Genomic DNA, 16,486 nt, shown 5'->3' on the forward strand with positions numbered 1-16,486 from the left:
ATCTTTTTATGCTTAACTAGAAGAAGATTATTCTTACTTAGGAGCAGATATGCGCATTATTTATCTTTGCATTGGATTCATTTCTTTAGCTTTAGCAATCGTTGGAGTTGCCTTGCCACTATTACCGACAACACCCTTTCTCTTGTTGTCAATTGCTTGTTTTTCAAAATCCTCTAAACGTTTTGAAGATTGGCTCTATCATACCAAGCTCTACCAAACTTATGTTGCGGACTTCAGAGAAACTAAGTCTATTGCGCGTGAACGAAAGAAGAAGATTATCGTATCGATTTATATTTTGATGGGAATCTCCATTTATTTTGCTCCGCTCTTACCTGTAAAAATTGCTTTAGGCTGCTTAACAGTATTTATAACCTATTATCTCTTTAAGGTAATTCCAGATAAAGAATAGCTAAAAAAGTCATGATTTTCCTTGATAAAAAGTAGGGGTTACTTAAAACAATATGATATAATAATATCAAAGAAAGCTTCAAGGAGTATCAAATGATTTACGAATTTTGTGCTGAAAATGTGACCTTGCTTGAAAAGGCTATGCAAGCTGGAGCTCGCCGTATTGAGCTCTGTGATAATTTAGCAGTTGGTGGAACGACACCAACCTACGGAGTGACAAAGGCAGCTGTTGAACTTGCATCAAACTACGATACGACTATCATGACGATGATTCGTCCACGTGGTGGTGACTTTGTTTACAATGACCTCGAGATTTCTATTATGCTTGAGGATATTCGTCTAACTGCTCAAGCAGGTAGCCAAGGGGTTGTCTTTGGTGCCTTAACAGCAGATAAGAAATTGGATAAGGCTAACCTTGAAAAGTTGATTGCTGCATCTAAAGGTATGGAGATTGTCTTCCATATGGCTTTTGACGAATTGAGCGAACAAGATCAGTTGGAAGCCATTGATTGGCTCGGCCAGGCTGGTGTAACACGCATCCTCACTCGAGCTGGTGTATCTGGCGACTCGTTAGAGAAACGTTTTGCTCACTATCGCAGAATTTTAGAACACGCAGCAGGAAAAATTGAAATTTTACCTGGTGGGGGGATTGACATGGACAACCGTCAAACCTTTATTGACGAACTGGGCGTGACACAATTACATGGAACTAAGGTTGTCTTTTAAAAAATAGAAAGGAACTGCTAGCTTTTGGTAGCAGTTTTCGCTTATGTTTGAAATTTTTAAGGCCTATCAGTTTAATAGTAAAAAGGCTAAAGAGTATGGATTTTTAGAAAAACAAGGTGTATGGACCTATAGTTCGACTATCTTGCAGGGTGATTTTCTTATGAAGATTACAGTTGAGGATAGTGATTTAACTTTTCAGGTTTTTGATCAGGAAACTGGCGAACTCTATCCTCAAGTTCATATGGAAAGTATGAGAGGTACTTTTGTTGGAACTGTTCGAGAGACTTGTTTAGAAGTTCTTTATGGCATTCGAAAGGCTTGTTTTGAGGTACAGGAATTTCTCTGTCCACAGACCAAGAGAATCATGGCGCTTGTTCAAGAAAAGTATGGCAATCAGCTGGAATATCTATGGGAGAAATCACCTGATACGGCGGTTTTGCGCCATGAAGATAATCAGAAGTGGTATGCTATTTTAATGAGAATTCCTTGGGATAGGCTAGATAAGGGGAGAGATGGGCTAGTGGAAGCAGTCAACCTCAAACACGACCAAGTAGCTGACTTGCTTTCACAAAACGGGATTTATCCAGCCTTTCATATGAATAAACGCTATTGGATTAGTCTTCCACTCGATGACACTCTAACTGACGAAAAGGTCCTTGAATTATTTGAGAGAAGTTGGTTTTTGACTTCTAAGAAATAAATAAACATATTTGAGTTTTCAAATACTTTCAATTCGCAAAATATTCTTTATTGAAGAAATTTTCAGAAAATATTGGATTTTTTCTTGACAAGTGATTTTTCCTATGCTAGAATACTAAACAAGACATCAAACAAAGGAGAAAGCCAAACATGAAAACAGCTAAGTTTAATCAATTTGCTTTGTTGTTGAGGTACTCGGACTAGTGCAAAAGCATTAGTCCTGTTTGGCTTACCAAGCGGGAGTAAATCAACATCTCGCTTGGAACTCCGAGCGAGATGTTTTTTCTATATCGAAAATGTGAAGGGAGAATTCTCATGCGTGTAGTTGAGTTTTTAGATACCAGTCTCCGAGATGGTGAGCAGACACCAGGTGTCAATTTTTCAATAAAGGAAAAGGTTGCTATAGCAAAACAGTTAGAAAAATGGGGAATTTCAGCAATCGAAGCTGGTTTTCCAGCTGCTAGTCCAGATTCATTTACAGCTGTTCAAGAAATTGCTAAGGCTATGAAAAAAACAGCCGTGACAGGCTTAGCTCGTTCTGTTAAATCAGACATTGACGCTTGTTATGAAGCACTCAAGGATGCTAAGTATCCACAAATACATGTCTTTATAGCAACAAGTCCTATTCATCGTAAGTATAAGCTCAATAAGAGTAAGAAAGAGATTTTGGAAGCGATCAGTGAACAAGTTTCCTATGCACGGAGTAAGTTTGAAGTAGTAGAATTCTCTCCAGAAGATGCGACTAGAACTGAGCTGGAATTTCTCCTACAAGTCGTTCAAACTGCGGTCGATGCGGGGGCAACCTACATAAATATTCCTGATACAGTTGGATTTACTACACCAGAGGAATACGGAAGTATCTTTAAATATCTGATTGACAATGTCCAAACAGACCGTCAGATTATCTATTCTCCTCACTGTCATGATGACCTCGGAATGGCAGTAGCAAATAGCCTCGTTGCTGTAAAGAATGGTGCAGGACGAGTTGAAGGAACCATCAATGGTATCGGGGAGCGAGCTGGAAATGCTGCTTTAGAAGAAATAGCGGTAGCTCTCAATATTCGCCAAGATTATTACCAAGCAGAGACAAGTATTGTCCTAAACGAAACCATCAATACTTCTGAAATGGTCTCTCGTTTCTCAGGAATTCCAGTTCCTAAAAATAAGGCAGTTGTCGGTGGAAATGCCTTTTCTCATGAATCAGGTATTCACCAAGACGGAGTTCTTAAAAACCCACTTACCTATGAAATCATAACACCAGAATTGGTGGGTGTAAAGAGTAATAGTCTTCCGCTTGGAAAATTATCTGGTCGCCATGCCTTTGTAGAAAAACTGAGAGAACTGGCCTTAGACTTCACAGAAGAGGATATTAAGCCACTCTTTGACAAATTCAAATCACTTGCAGATAAGAAACAAGAAGTCACAGACGCGGATATTCGTGCTCTGGTAGCTGGAACCATGGTTGAAAATCCAGAAGGTTTCCACTTTGATGATTTACAACTTCAAACTCATGCGGAAAATGAAATTGAAGCGACTGTCAGATTGGCTAATTTGGACGGTGAGAAAGTCGACTTTAATGCGACTGGACAAGGATCTGTTGAAGCGATCTTTAACGCTGTTGACAAGTTCTTTAATCAATCTGTTCGCCTGGTATCCTACACCATTGATGCGGTAACAGATGGAATCGATGCTCAGGCTAGAGTCTTAGTTACTGTTGAAAATAGAGAAACAGAAACAATCTTTAACGCAGCCGGAATTGATTTCGATGTGTTGAAGGCTTCAGCTATTGCCTACATCAATGCCAATAGCTTTGTTCAAAAAGAGAATACCGGAGAGATAGGTCCAAATGTTTCCTATCGCGACATGCCTAGTCTTTAAAGGAGAATACCATGACAAAGAAAATTGTTGCTCTAGCAGGTGATGGGATTGGACCAGAAATCATGGAAGCTGGGTTAGAAGTTCTGGAGGCTTTAGCCAAAAAAACAGACTTTGACTTTGAGATTGATAGAAGACCCTTCGGAGGTACAGGTATTGATGCTGTAGGGCATCCCTTACCTGATGAAACGCTCAAGGCTGCTAGAGAAGCAGATGCTATTCTCCTAGCTGCAATCGGTAGTCCTCAGTATGATAATGCTACAGTTCGACCCGAACAAGGGCTTTTGGCACTCCGCAAGGAACTTAATCTTTATGCCAATATTCGTCCAGTTAAAATTTTTGATAGTCTTAAGCACTTATCGCCTCTCAAACCTGAACGAATTGCTGGTGTTGACTTTGTGGTAGTGCGTGAGTTGACAGGTGGGATTTACTTTGGTGATCATATCCTTGAAGAGCGAAAAGCGCGTGATATCAATGATTATAGTTATGAGGAAGTAGAGCGGATTATTCGTAAGGCTTTTGAAATTGCAAGAAGTCGGAGAAAAATCCTTTCCAGTATTGATAAGCAAAATGTTTTGGCAACATCAAAACTTTGGCGAAGAGTGGCTGAGGAAGTCGCAAAAGATTATCCCGATGTAACCTTGGAGCACCAGCTGGTCGACTCAGCTGCTATGCTCATGATTACCAATCCTGCTAAGTTTGATGTTATCGTGACAGAGAATCTTTTCGGAGATATCCTCTCGGATGAGTCAAGTGTTCTATCTGGTACACTTGGGGTTATGCCATCAGCCAGTCACTCTGATAATGGGCCAAGCCTCTATGAACCCATTCATGGTTCGGCGCCTGATATCGCAGGCCTAGGAATCGCCAATCCTATTTCTATGATTTTATCAGTTGCTATGATGTTGCGAGATAGTTTTGGGAGATATGAGGATGCTAAGCGTATAGAAGATGCTGTTGAAGCAACTTTAGCAGCAGGAATTTTAACAAGAGATTTAGGAGGACAGGCTTCGACCAAGGAAATGACGGAAGCCATCATTGAAAGATTATGAAGATAAATCAAGGAATTACTTTTGCTATTTTGATTTGGAATCTATTGGTATTTATGATTTATGGTATTGACAAATCCAAAGCAAGAAAAGGTGCTTGGCGCATCCCTGAAAAATATTTATTATCATTTGCATTCTTGTGTGGTGGTTTTGGTGCTTGGTTGGCAAGTGTTACCTTTCATCACAAGACTAGAAAATGGTATTTTAAAACGGTTTGGTTCCTAGGAATAGTGACTACACTAGTAACTTTGTATTTGATATGGAGGTAATGAATGGCAGGAAAATCGATTTTTGATAAATTATGGGACCTCCATGTGATTACAGGAGAAGAAGGACAACCTCAACTCATGTATGTAGATCAACACTATATTCACGAGGTGACCAGTCCTCAAGCTTTTCAAGGATTGCGGGATGCAGGACGTAGATTGAGACGACCAGATTTAACATTTGGTACCTTTGACCACAATGTCCCGACGGTTAATATATATGATATTCGAGATGTAATCTCCAAAGCACAGATTGATAAGTTAGCTGAAAATGTTGAAGAGTTTGGAATCGAACATGCTGCCCACGGTTCAGAAAAACAAGGTATCGTTCATATGGTTGGTCCAGAAACAGGAAGAACACAACCAGGAAAATTTATCGTCTGTGGTGATAGCCATACTGCAACACACGGAGCTTTTGGAGCGATTGCCTTTGGAATTGGAACCAGTGAGGTCGAACATGTCTTTGCAACCCAAACCATTTGGCAGGTTAAACCAAAGAAAATGTTGGTGGAATTCACAGGAGTTCCTCAAAAAGGGGTTTATGCCAAAGATTTCATTCTAGCCTTGATTGCCAAATACGGTGTTGCTTGTGGTGTTGGCTACGTGGTGGAGTATCGAGGTCAGGCCATTGATGCACTTAGCATGGAAGAGCGTATGACTATCTGCAATATGTCCGTCGAGTTTGGCTCCAAAATGGGAATCATGAATCCAGATCAGACAACTTTTGACTATTTAAAGGGACGAGAGTGTGTACCTAAAGATTTTGATGAAGCAGTAGCTGATTGGAAAAGACTGGTTAGTGATGAAGATGCCGTTTATGATAAGGTTATTCGTTTGGATGTGTCAGAATTGGCTCCAATGGTGACTTGGGGTACTAATCCCGCTATGGGTGTTGACTTTGATTCTAGTTTCCCAGAAATTAAGGATATGAATGATGAACGAGCCTATCATTACATGGATTTGCAACCAGGTCAAAAACCAGCAGATATCCAACTAGGCTATGTCTTTATTGGTTCTTGTACCAACGCTAGACTTAGTGATTTGCAACTGGCGGCTCGATTTGTAGAAGGGAAAAAGATTGCACCAAATTTGACGGCTATCGTGGTACCTGGTTCTCGACCTGTCAAGCGAGCTGCTGAGAAGTTAGGTTTGGACAAGGTATTCCTAGATGCTGGCTTCGAATGGAGAGATCCAGGGTGTTCTATGTGTCTAGGAATGAATCCTGATAAAGTACCAGATGGTGTTCATTGTGCCTCAACTAGCAACCGTAACTTTGAAGATCGGCAGGGCTTTGGTGCTAAGACTCATCTTTGTAGTCCAGCTATGGCAGCTGCGGCAGCAATTGCAGGACGTTTCGTAGATGTACGGAAAATGCCAGAAGCTCAGTAAGGAGAGGATATGGAGAATTTTACAGTTTATACGGGAACGACCGTTCCTCTGATGAATGACAATATCGATACCGACCAAATTCTTCCCAAACAGTTTCTGAAGTTGATTGACAAGAAAGGTTTTGGCAAATACCTCATGTATGCTTGGCGTTATTTGGACGATAAGTACACTGAGGATCCAGATTTTGTCTTTAACCGACCTGAATATAGCAAAGCTACTATCCTCATCACGGGAGATAACTTTGGAGCCGGCTCTTCTAGAGAGCACGCAGCTTGGGCGCTAGCAGACTATGGTTTTAAGGTCGTAATTGCAGGATCTTTTGGAGATATTCATTACAATAATGAGCTCAATAATGGTATGTTGCCAATTGTTCAACCAAGGGAAGTTAGAGAAAAACTCGCCCAATTGAAACCAAGCGACCAGGTAACTGTCGACTTGGAGCAACAAAAAATCATCACACCAGTTGGAGAATTCACTTTCGAAATCGATAGCGAATGGAAACACAAGCTCTTAAATGGTTTGGATGATATCGGTATTACCATGCAGTATGAAGATTTGATTGCTGCTTATGAGAAACAACGTCCAGCCTACTGGCAGGATTAGAATAAATATAGAAAAGGAAATAGAACTATGACAAAACACATTCGATGGGACGGAACACTTTCACAAGAAGGCTACGACATTTTAAAAGGTGACGGCGGATGTATCGTTTGTCCTACTAAAGTTGGTTACATTATCATGACTAGCGATAAGGCAGGACTTGAGCGTAAGTTTGAAGCCAAAGAACGTAATCGTAACAAACCAGGCGTAGTCCTCTGTGGTAGCATGGATGAGCTTCGCGCCTTAGCACAGCTAAATCCTGAAATCGAGGCTTTCTATCAAAAACATTGGGACGAAGATATTCTCCTTGGTTGTATCCTTCCTTGGAAACCAGAAGCTTTTGAAAAATTGAAAGCATACGATGATGGACGTGAAGAACTCATGACAGATGTTCGTGGTACTAGCTGTTTTGTCATCAAGTTTGGTAAAGCTGGTGAACAGTTGGCTGCTAAACTTTGGGAAGAAGGTAAAATGGTTTATGCCTCATCTGCAAATCCATCTGGAAAAGGGAACCGTGGTAAAGTGGAAGGAATTGGGGAGCGTATCGAAGGAGCAGTGGATCTTGTCATCGAAGCAGACGACTACGTTGCTTCAATCCAGCCAGACAAAACGATTGAAACTCGCTACGAGCAAGGTGTGATGGTGTCTATGGTCGATAAAGACGGCAAGCTTATTCCAGAACAAGGAGGAGCACGCTCAATTTCACCAGCACCAGTTGTGATCCGTAAAGGACTTGACATCGATAAAATCATGATGCATCTGTCAGACACCTTTAACTCATGGGACTACCGTCAGGGTGAGTATTATTAATATTAAAAAGAAGTCTAGTGTTAAGAGATATTGAAGCTCCTAACGCTGGGCTTTTTCTTTAGAAATTCTTTTCATTTTTTATAGGGTATGATATTCTATATATGAAATATATAGTTTTTTATTCGAACATTATTATAAAAGGAGTAAGATTGATGCTAAAAAGAAAAGTCAGTTTGGAAGATTTTTATGCTTGGTACCAAGAAAATAAAATAAGATTAAGAGAAGATGCATCTAAATATAGTATTTACAATGAACAATTACGTGAAGAATTTCTTAAAGAGTGGCCACTTGATAGAATTTTAACACTATCTATCGATGAATACGTCATTGGAAAAGGAGCTCAAAGTAATTCTTTTTGCTACGGTCTTGAGAGGGGGAAATACAAATCTTTATTTATGGGAATTGGAGGCGGAGGTTCTTCAAAATTTGGTATTTATTGGAATGAAAAAACAAAGAGTTATAAAGATCAAGCTAATAAAGTCATTTCGCTTTCAGAGTTGGATCAGCGATTTACTAAATTAAAAACAGATTTGTACGAAATTATTAAAGAAGGTATTCATCTTAAATTTGATAATGTTATCTTTGATATGAAAAAGTCAACAAATGAATTTATTGGTCGTTCTGCGGTGGTGACAAAATTACTTTGTATTTATTCTGAGAATCATTCTTTTTTAGGGGTAAATATGAATAGTCAAAAGAGATTCTGGAACAAGCTACTTCCTCAAAAAAATCAAGGAGGGCCTTATCTTCAGAATCATGAGATTTGTCAACTCGTATTGCAAAAGTATCCTGAGCTGGAACCATCATTGTTGGGAAGTATCTTATTTGAATATTCAACACAATTTTTAGACGAAAAAGAAAAGAAAGAAGAAAAAATGTCTCTAGAATATAAGGTTTATTATCCATCGAGTCAAACTCTACTACAATCCAAAAACCTCATTCTTCGTGGTGCTCCTGGTACAGGAAAAACTTATCTTGCTAAAGAAATTGCCAAAGAATTAACAGATGGTAACGAAGATCAAATCGGCTTTGTTCAGTTTCATCCATCCTATGACTATACAGATTTTGTAGAGGGGTTGAGACCGGTATCAAATGGGGATGGAGCTATTGAGTTTAGGCTACAGGATGGTATTTTTAAAGATTTTTGTCAGAAAGCAAAAGAAGCCCAATTGATTGGAGGACAAGATAATTTTGATGAGGCTTGGGATTCTTACTTAGAATATATAAATGTTGCTGAAGAAAAAGAATATATAACAAAAACATCTTACTTATCTGTTAATAGTAGACAAAATTTGTCAGTAAATTATGATAGTGGTGTTCCAGGATGGTCACTACCTCGCAAATATGTTTATGAGTTGTATAAAGATAAAAATTATAATAAGCAAGAATACTACAAAAGTGGTGGAAAAACTGTCCTAGAAACATTGAGAAAGAGATTTGGTCTGAAAGACTACCTTTCCCCAACAGAAATTGATACTGATAAGAAATTCGTCTTCATCATCGATGAGATCAATCGTGGTGAGATTTCTAAGATTTTTGGGGAACTATTTTTCTCTGTTGATCCTGGATATCGTGGTGAAAAGGGAAGTGTATCTACCCAATATGCCAATCTACACGAAAACGATGAAAAGTTTTATATCCCAGAAAATGTTTACATCATTGGAACTATGAATGATATTGACCGTTCGGTAGACACCTTTGATTTTGCTATGCGCCGTCGTTTCCGTTTTGTTGAAATTACTGCTGAAAGCCAACTAGGCATGCTAGATGATGCTCTTGGTGATAAGGCTGAAGAAGCTAAAGCGCGTCTAAGAAACTTGAATGCTGAAATTGAAAAAGTTCAGGAACTAAATAGTCATTATCATATCGGACCAAGTTATTTTCTTAAGTTAGAAGATGTAAACTTTGACTATGAGTTACTCTGGTCTGATTATCTTAAACCACTTTTGGAAGATTACTTGCGTGGTTCTTATGAAGAAGATGAAATACTGAATACTTTGAAAAAAGCATATGATCTGACAAATCAGCAAGATATTGGTGATGACGATGCAGTTAACTGACAATCAACAGGGCTTAAACAAAGAAGAGTTTATCACAGAATATCCTAAAATTAGTCAAGTTCTTTTAGATAGAACTCTAGATAATCTTTCTCAAGAAGATAGTATCTTTATATTTCCAAACGACCTGAAAAATTCTCCTGATTTGGATAAGGACCAAAAGATTTTGGAAACAGTCAATCAGAAAATTAAGACAGGGAATGTGATTGGATTTCTGGGGTGTGGTCAGGAGAGATTAACCATTTCTTCTCGCTTTTCGAGTAAAAGTGATGACTATTTTTTGCATTATCTATTGCAGAAAGTTCTAAATATCAATCTCACTAGTTTGGAGGTTGGTTTATCGCGCGAGGAAAGACTCTATCAACTTTTGATGTATCTATTTCCCAAGTATTTGCAAGCTGCTCTTCGAAAAGGTCATTATAAGGAATACCAGAGATTTTTTCATAACGACAGTCATGTTAACGGAGTAGTTGATGTAGGAAATCATCTCAAGAAAAATCTTCCTTTCACGGGAAATGTTGCCTATACAACAAGAGAGTTTGCTTTTGACAATCCGATGATGCAACTGATCCGTCACACAATTGAATTCATGAAGAATCAGAAAAGTATAGGGAGAGGAGTTCTTGAAAATCTCTCAACTAGCCGTGAAAATGTGGCAGAAATCGTACGAGTAACGCCCTCTTATAAAATAGCTAATCGTGCTAAGGTTATTCGACGAAATCAAGATAAACCCCTTCGTCATGCCTACTTTCGAGAGTACAGAAAATTGCAAGAACTTTGTCTGATGATCCTAAATAGAGAAGAGCATGGTTTAGGATACCAAGAGCAAAAAATCCATGGTATTCTTTTTGACGTTGCCTGGCTTTGGGAAGAGTATGTTCATACCTTGTTGCCAAAAGATTTTATCCATCCTAGAAATAAGGATAAAACGGACGGTATTTCAGTATTTTCTAATCGTGAAAGAAAAGTATATCCAGATTTTTATGATAGGGAACGAAAGATTATTCTAGATGCTAAATATAAAAAACTGGAATTGACTGAAAAGGGAATCAATCGTGATGATCTATTTCAATTGATTTCTTATGCTTATATCTTACAAGCAGAGAAAGCTGGCTTGATTTTCCCTAGCATAGATCAGACAGTAAGTAGTGAAATAGGAAAAGTTGAAGGTTATGGGGTCTTGCTTAAAAAGTGGTCTATCCAAATTCCTCAAAAGACGTCATCCTACAGCGAATTCTATGAAATGCTAGGGGTGTCAGAAAAAATTTTTCAAAATAATATAAATCAAAAATAGAGAGCCTATAAACTCTCTATTTTTATATGAAATTAGCAGTAAAATCCGAACGTTATAAATTTTAGGTTTCAAAATAATTGACAAAAACTTTACCTTAGTTTATAATCTTTAAAGGAAACGTCGGAAAAGGCGTAGTGATGCGCAAGCATAGGTAGGTCATTATAAAAGAAACGAGACATCGAAATGTTAAACGAATTTCCGATTTTTGACTATGAAGATATTCAACTAATTCCTAATAAGTGTGTTCTTCAAAGTCGAGCAGAAGCTGACACACAAGTAACACTAGGGAAGCACACCTTTAAATTACCAGTTGTTCCTTCTAATATGCAAACTATCTTGGATGAAGATGTTGCAGAACAACTTGCAAAAGGTGGTTATTTCTATATCATGCATCGCTTCGATGAAGCTGGACGCATTCCTTTTGTAAAACGCATGCATGAAAAAGGGTTGATTGCTTCTATCTCTGTTGGTGTTAAGGATTATGAGTATGACTTTGTTAGTCAATTAAAGGAAGATGCCCCAGAGTATATCACTATTGATATCGCTCATGGACATGCCGACAGTGTGATTTCAATGATTCAGCACATTAAGAAAGAATTGCCAGATACCTTTGTCATCGCTGGTAACGTTGGTACTCCCGAGGCAGTTCGTGAACTTGAAAATGCTGGAGCAGACGCTACTAAGGTCGGGATCGGTCCAGGTAAAGTATGTATTACTAAGGTTAAAACTGGTTTTGGTACTGGTGGTTGGCAGTTAGCTGCCCTTCGCTGGTGTGCGAAAGCTGCGCGTAAACCGATTATTGCTGATGGTGGTATCCGTACACACGGAGATATTGCCAAGTCAATCCGCTTTGGTGCAAGTATGGTTATGATTGGTTCTTTATTTGCAGGCCATATCGAAAGCCCTGGTAAAACTGTCGAAGTCGATGGGAAACAATTTAAAGAATACTATGGTTCTGCTTCAGAATACCAAAAAGGTGCCTATAAGAATGTCGAAGGTAAGAAAATTCTTCTTCCTGCCAAAGGACATTTACAAGATACCCTAACTGAGATGGAACAAGATTTGCAAAGTTCGATTTCTTATGCTGGAGGTCGAAAGGTAGCTGATCTTAGACATGTAGATTATGTGATTGTGAAGAACTCTATCTGGAATGGAGATGCTCACTAAAAATATGATTACTTATTTATGCTGCGAATTGGCGTGGCGTTTCTACAAGGTACCGTAAATACCTAACAATGAGTAAGTCGAAGAGAGATAAAAGAAGCAGTACTATCTGTTTCTATGTTTCCGAGGGACTTGCTTTGTGAGTCCCTTTTTATTTCGGAGGTTATTGTGAAATTACTAGAGGAACGTATTTTAAAAGATGGGAATATTCTAGGTGAGAATATTCTTAAGGTGGATTCATTCTTGACTCACCAAGTGGATTTTTCCTTAATGCGCGAGATTGGTCGCACCTTTGCAGAATATTTTAAAAATGCAGGTATTACCAAAGTCGTAACCATTGAAGCATCTGGAATTGCTCCAGCTCTATATGTTGCTGAACAATTAGATGTACCTATGATTTTTGCTAAGAAGGCAAAAAATATTACCATGAATGAGGGAATTTTAACTGCTGAGGTTTATTCTTTCACTAAGCAAGTTACTAGTACCGTATCCATTGCAGGGAAGTTCTTATCTCCAGGAGATAAAGTATTAATTATTGATGATTTCTTGGCTAATGGTCAAGCAGCTAAAGGTTTGATTCAAATTATCGAACAAGCTGGTGCTACAGTCGAAGCCGTCGGGATTGTGATTGAAAAATCTTTCCAAGATGGTCGTGAACTGTTAGAAAAATCAGGTCATCAGGTAGTATCACTTGCTCGTTTAGAGCGTTTTGAAAATGGAAGAGTTATCTTCAAGGAGGCAGACATCTAATGAATCAAAAAGAAAACCACTCAAAAGCGGCCGTATTGGGCTTGCAACACTTACTTGCCATGTACTCAGGTTCAATCCTGGTACCAATCATGATTGCAGGTGCCCTAGGTTACTCACCTCAACAACTGACATACCTTATCTCTACAGATATCTTTATGTGTGGGGTCGCAACTCTATTGCAGTTACAATTAAATAAATATTTCGGTGTCGGTTTACCGGTTGTTCTGGGTGTGGCCTTTCAGTCTGTTGCTCCACTTATTATGATTGGACAAAGTCACGGTAGTGGTGCTATGTTTGGTGCCTTGATTGCTTCTGGTATTTATGTCGTTCTTGTAGCAGGCGTATTTTCTAAGATTGCTAATCTGTTCCCTTCAATCGTAACGGGTTCTGTCATTACAACAATCGGATTGACCTTGATTCCAGCAGCTATCGGAAATATGGGAAATAATGTCGAAAAACCAACGGGACAAAGTCTAGCGTTAGCAACAATCACCATTCTTATCATTCTCTTGGTTAATATCTTTACAAAAGGATTCATTAAATCTATTTCAATTTTGATTGGTTTGATTGCAGGTACTATCATCGCTGCGACTATGGGCTTGGTTGATTTCTCTCCAGTAGCAGAAGCTCCACTTGTTCATATCCCAACTCCATTCTACTTTGGTGCTCCACAATTTGAGATTTCTTCTATTGTAATGATGTGTATTATCGCTACTGTATCAATGGTAGAATCAACTGGTGTATATCTTGCCCTTTCTGATATTACTAAAGATCCAATTGATAGCACTCGTCTCCGTAATGGTTATCGTGCTGAAGGTCTTGCTGTTTTACTTGGTGGACTTTTCAATACCTTCCCTTATACAGGATTTTCACAAAACGTAGGTTTGGTGAAACTTTCAGGTATTCGTACACGCTTGCCAATCTACTATGCTGGTGGTTTCCTCATCTTACTTGGTCTCTTGCCTAAGTTTGGTGCCTTAGCACAGATTATTCCTAGCCCTGTTCTAGGTGGAGCCATGCTCGTCATGTTTGGTTTCGTTTCACTTCAAGGGATGCAAATCTTGGCACGTGTGGACTTCGAACATAATGAACATAACTTCCTCATTGCAGCAGTTTCTATTGCTGCTGGTGTGGGATTAAACGGAAGCAACCTCTTCAATACTTTACCAACAGAATTACAGATGTTCTTCTCAAATGGTATCGTCATTGCAAGTACAGTGGCCATCATTTTGAACGCTATTTTGAATCGTAAAAAATAAAAATAAGTGAGAAGGATAGAAATATCCTTCTCATTTTGTTTTTTAGAGCTTCTGTATTGTTTCTATAGTCCTTTTTATGGTAAAATGGTTCTATGAATGAAAGAATGAAAGAGCTCGTTGAGTTGCTCAATCGCTATGCGACAGAGTATTATACAAGTGATAACCCATCTGTATCTGATAGTGAGTATGATCGTCTCTATCGTGAATTGGTAGAGTTGGAAAAAGCTCATCCAGAGCAAGTCTTGCCAGATAGTCCGACCCATCGCGTTGGCGGTAAGATTCTAGATGGATTTGAAAAATATAGTCATCAGTATCCTCTCTATAGTTTGCAGGATGCTTTTTCTCGTGAAGAACTCGATGCCTTTGATGCGCGTGTTCGTAAAGAATTGGATGATGTTACTTATATCTGTGAGTTAAAAATTGATGGTTTATCGATTTCCTTGACTTATGAGCAAGGAATTTTTGTTGCTGGAGCAACTCGTGGTGATGGTTCAATCGGTGAGAATATCACAGAAAATCTCAAACGTGTCAAGGACATTCCTTTATCCTTACCAGAGAAATTAGATATCACTGTTCGTGGTGAATGTTATATGCCAAGAGCTTCTTTCAATCAAGTTAATCTTGCTCGTCAAGAAAACGGGGAGCCGGAGTTTGCTAATCCACGAAATGCAGCTGCAGGAACCCTTCGCCAGTTAGATACAGCAGTAGTAGCTAAGCGTAATCTTGCAACTTTCCTCTATCAGGAAGCAAGTCCTTCAACTAGAGACAGCCAAGAGAAGGTTTTAAATCATCTGGAACAGTTGGGCTTTGTGGTTAACCCTAGACGACTATTAGCCCACAGCATGGACGAAGTTTGGGAATTTATCCAAGAAGTAGGCCAAGAAAGAGACCAATTGCCATATGATATCGACGGTGTCGTGATTAAGGTTAATGATTTAGCTGGTCAAGAGCAACTTGGTTTTACAGTTAAAGCGCCTAAGTGGGCAGTCGCTTATAAGTTCCCTGCAGAAGAAAAAGAAGCAAAATTGCTTTCTGTTGACTGGACAGTAGGAAGAACTGGTGTCGTAACTCCGACTGCTAATCTTACTCCGGTGCAATTGGCAGGTACAACAGTTAGTCGTGCAACCCTGCATAATGTAGACTATATCGCTGAAAAGGATATCCGCAAGGATGATACAGTCATTGTCTACAAGGCGGGAGATATCATTCCAGCTGTTTTACGAGTGGTAGAGTCTAAGCGAGTGTCTGAGGAGAAACTAGATATTCCAACAAACTGTCCAAGTTGTGAGAGCAAGCTGTTACACTTTGAAGATGAGGTGGCTCTTCGTTGTATAAACCCACGTTGTCCAGCTCAAATCAAGGAAGGTCTAATTCATTTCGCATCTCGTGACGCCATGAATATTTCTGGCCTTGGTCCATCAATCGTCGAAAAACTTTTTGCTACCGATTTGGTTAAAGATGTTGCAGATATATACCGTTTGACAGTTGAAGATTTTCTCTTGTTAGACGGTATCAAGGAGAAATCAGCTCAAAAACTTTATCAGGCTATTCAAGCTTCTAAAGAAAATTCTGCTGAAAAACTTTTGTTTGGTTTAGGGATTCGTCATGTTGGAAGCAAGGCAAGTCAGTTACTCTTACAACATTTCCATTCAATCGAGTCACTTGCACAAGCAAATCCTGAAGAAGTAGCAAGCATCGAAAGTTTGGGAAGTGTCATTGCTCAAAGTCTCCAATCTTATTTTGAGACTGAGGGTGCAAAAATTCTTTTAAGTGAATTGAAAGAATTAGGTGTTAATCTAGATTATAAAGGACAGATCGTTGCAGCAGATGCTGCCTTATCAGGTCTAACTGTTGTATTGACAGGGAAACTCGAACGTCTTACTCGCTCGGAAGCCAAAAGTAAGCTCGAAAATCTTGGGGCCAAGGTAACGGGTAGCGTATCGAAGAAGACTGACCTTGTAGTAGCAGGAGCAGATGCAGGAAGCAAACTCCAAAAAGCACAAGAACTGGGAATTGAGATTCGAGATGAAGCTTGGTTGGAGAGTTTATAATCATTACACACTAAAGAATGACTATCTTAGATTTCTTGCTCCAACTCGCAAATTTAAACAAGAAATTATTTTTTAAAATTTAACAATTA

Annotated in this window: 15 protein-coding genes and 1 riboswitch; all 15 genes read left to right on the forward strand. The window is 39.0% G+C overall.

Annotated features, from left to right (window positions below; all coding sequences use genetic code 11):
• The first annotated feature begins 49 nt into the window (after positions 1–49).
• Complete coding sequence (locus tag KBU52_RS01850) at positions 50–409, forward strand: YbaN family protein (protein WP_006148621.1); 360 nt, start codon at positions 50–52, stop codon at positions 407–409.
• 92 nt (positions 410–501) lie between these two features.
• A complete protein-coding gene (locus KBU52_RS01855; RefSeq protein WP_254724122.1) occupies positions 502–1,134 on the forward strand; it encodes a copper homeostasis protein CutC in 633 nt (210 codons plus the stop codon).
• Between the two features lie 43 nt (positions 1,135–1,177).
• Complete coding sequence (locus KBU52_RS01860; RefSeq protein ID WP_254724123.1) at positions 1,178–1,834, forward strand: MmcQ/YjbR family DNA-binding protein; 657 nt, start codon at positions 1,178–1,180, stop codon at positions 1,832–1,834.
• 314 nt (positions 1,835–2,148) lie between these two features.
• Complete coding sequence (locus KBU52_RS01865; protein ID WP_254724124.1) at positions 2,149–3,711, forward strand: 2-isopropylmalate synthase; 1,563 nt, start codon at positions 2,149–2,151, stop codon at positions 3,709–3,711.
• An 11-nt stretch (positions 3,712–3,722) separates the two neighbouring features.
• Positions 3,723–4,760, forward strand: a complete 1,038-nt coding sequence (gene leuB, locus KBU52_RS01870; protein WP_254724125.1) for a 3-isopropylmalate dehydrogenase — start codon at positions 3,723–3,725, stop codon at positions 4,758–4,760.
• On the forward strand, positions 4,757–5,026 hold the full coding sequence (locus KBU52_RS01875; RefSeq protein WP_254724126.1) for a DUF1294 domain-containing protein: 270 nt from the start codon (positions 4,757–4,759) through the stop codon (positions 5,024–5,026). Before leuB ends, KBU52_RS01875 begins: the two co-directional genes overlap by 4 nt.
• A gap of 3 nt (positions 5,027–5,029) precedes the next feature.
• The gene (gene leuC / locus KBU52_RS01880) at positions 5,030–6,412 is read left to right on the forward strand and encodes a 3-isopropylmalate dehydratase large subunit (protein ID WP_254724127.1); all 1,383 of its coding nucleotides are present in this window, start codon (positions 5,030–5,032) and stop codon (positions 6,410–6,412) included.
• Between the two features lie 9 nt (positions 6,413–6,421).
• A complete protein-coding gene (gene leuD, locus KBU52_RS01885) occupies positions 6,422–7,015 on the forward strand; it encodes a 3-isopropylmalate dehydratase small subunit (protein ID WP_254724128.1) in 594 nt (197 codons plus the stop codon).
• A 27-nt stretch (positions 7,016–7,042) separates the two neighbouring features.
• Entirely contained in the window at positions 7,043–7,822 is a 780-nt protein-coding gene (locus KBU52_RS01890; RefSeq protein ID WP_254724129.1) for an L-threonylcarbamoyladenylate synthase, read from the forward strand.
• A 152-nt stretch (positions 7,823–7,974) separates the two neighbouring features.
• Entirely contained in the window at positions 7,975–9,882 is a 1,908-nt protein-coding gene (locus KBU52_RS01895; RefSeq protein ID WP_254724130.1) for an McrB family protein, read from the forward strand.
• A complete protein-coding gene (locus KBU52_RS01900; RefSeq protein ID WP_254724602.1) occupies positions 9,869–11,173 on the forward strand; it encodes an McrC family protein in 1,305 nt (434 codons plus the stop codon). Before KBU52_RS01895 ends, KBU52_RS01900 begins: the two co-directional genes overlap by 14 nt.
• A gap of 183 nt (positions 11,174–11,356) precedes the next feature.
• Positions 11,357–12,340 (forward strand): GMP reductase, encoded by a 984-nt coding sequence (gene guaC, locus KBU52_RS01905; protein ID WP_254724131.1) that lies wholly within the window; start codon positions 11,357–11,359, stop codon positions 12,338–12,340.
• A riboswitch (purine riboswitch) is annotated at positions 12,333–12,429 on the forward strand. Its footprint overlaps the gene before it by 8 nt.
• Positions 12,430–12,505: 76 nt before the next feature.
• Positions 12,506–13,087 (forward strand): xanthine phosphoribosyltransferase, encoded by a 582-nt coding sequence (locus tag KBU52_RS01910; RefSeq protein WP_016465764.1) that lies wholly within the window; start codon positions 12,506–12,508, stop codon positions 13,085–13,087.
• Positions 13,087–14,346, forward strand: coding sequence for a nucleobase:cation symporter-2 family protein (locus KBU52_RS01915; protein ID WP_254724132.1), 1,260 nt, complete (start codon positions 13,087–13,089; stop codon positions 14,344–14,346). Before KBU52_RS01910 ends, KBU52_RS01915 begins: the two co-directional genes overlap by 1 nt.
• 92 nt (positions 14,347–14,438) lie before the next feature.
• The gene (gene ligA / locus KBU52_RS01920; protein ID WP_254724133.1) at positions 14,439–16,397 is read left to right on the forward strand and encodes an NAD-dependent DNA ligase LigA; all 1,959 of its coding nucleotides are present in this window, start codon (positions 14,439–14,441) and stop codon (positions 16,395–16,397) included.
• Positions 16,398–16,486 lie beyond the last annotated feature (89 nt).

This window comes from Streptococcus sp. 9.1(2021), assembly GCF_030466425.1.
GTDB lineage: Bacteria > Bacillota > Bacilli > Lactobacillales > Streptococcaceae > Streptococcus > Streptococcus wuxiensis.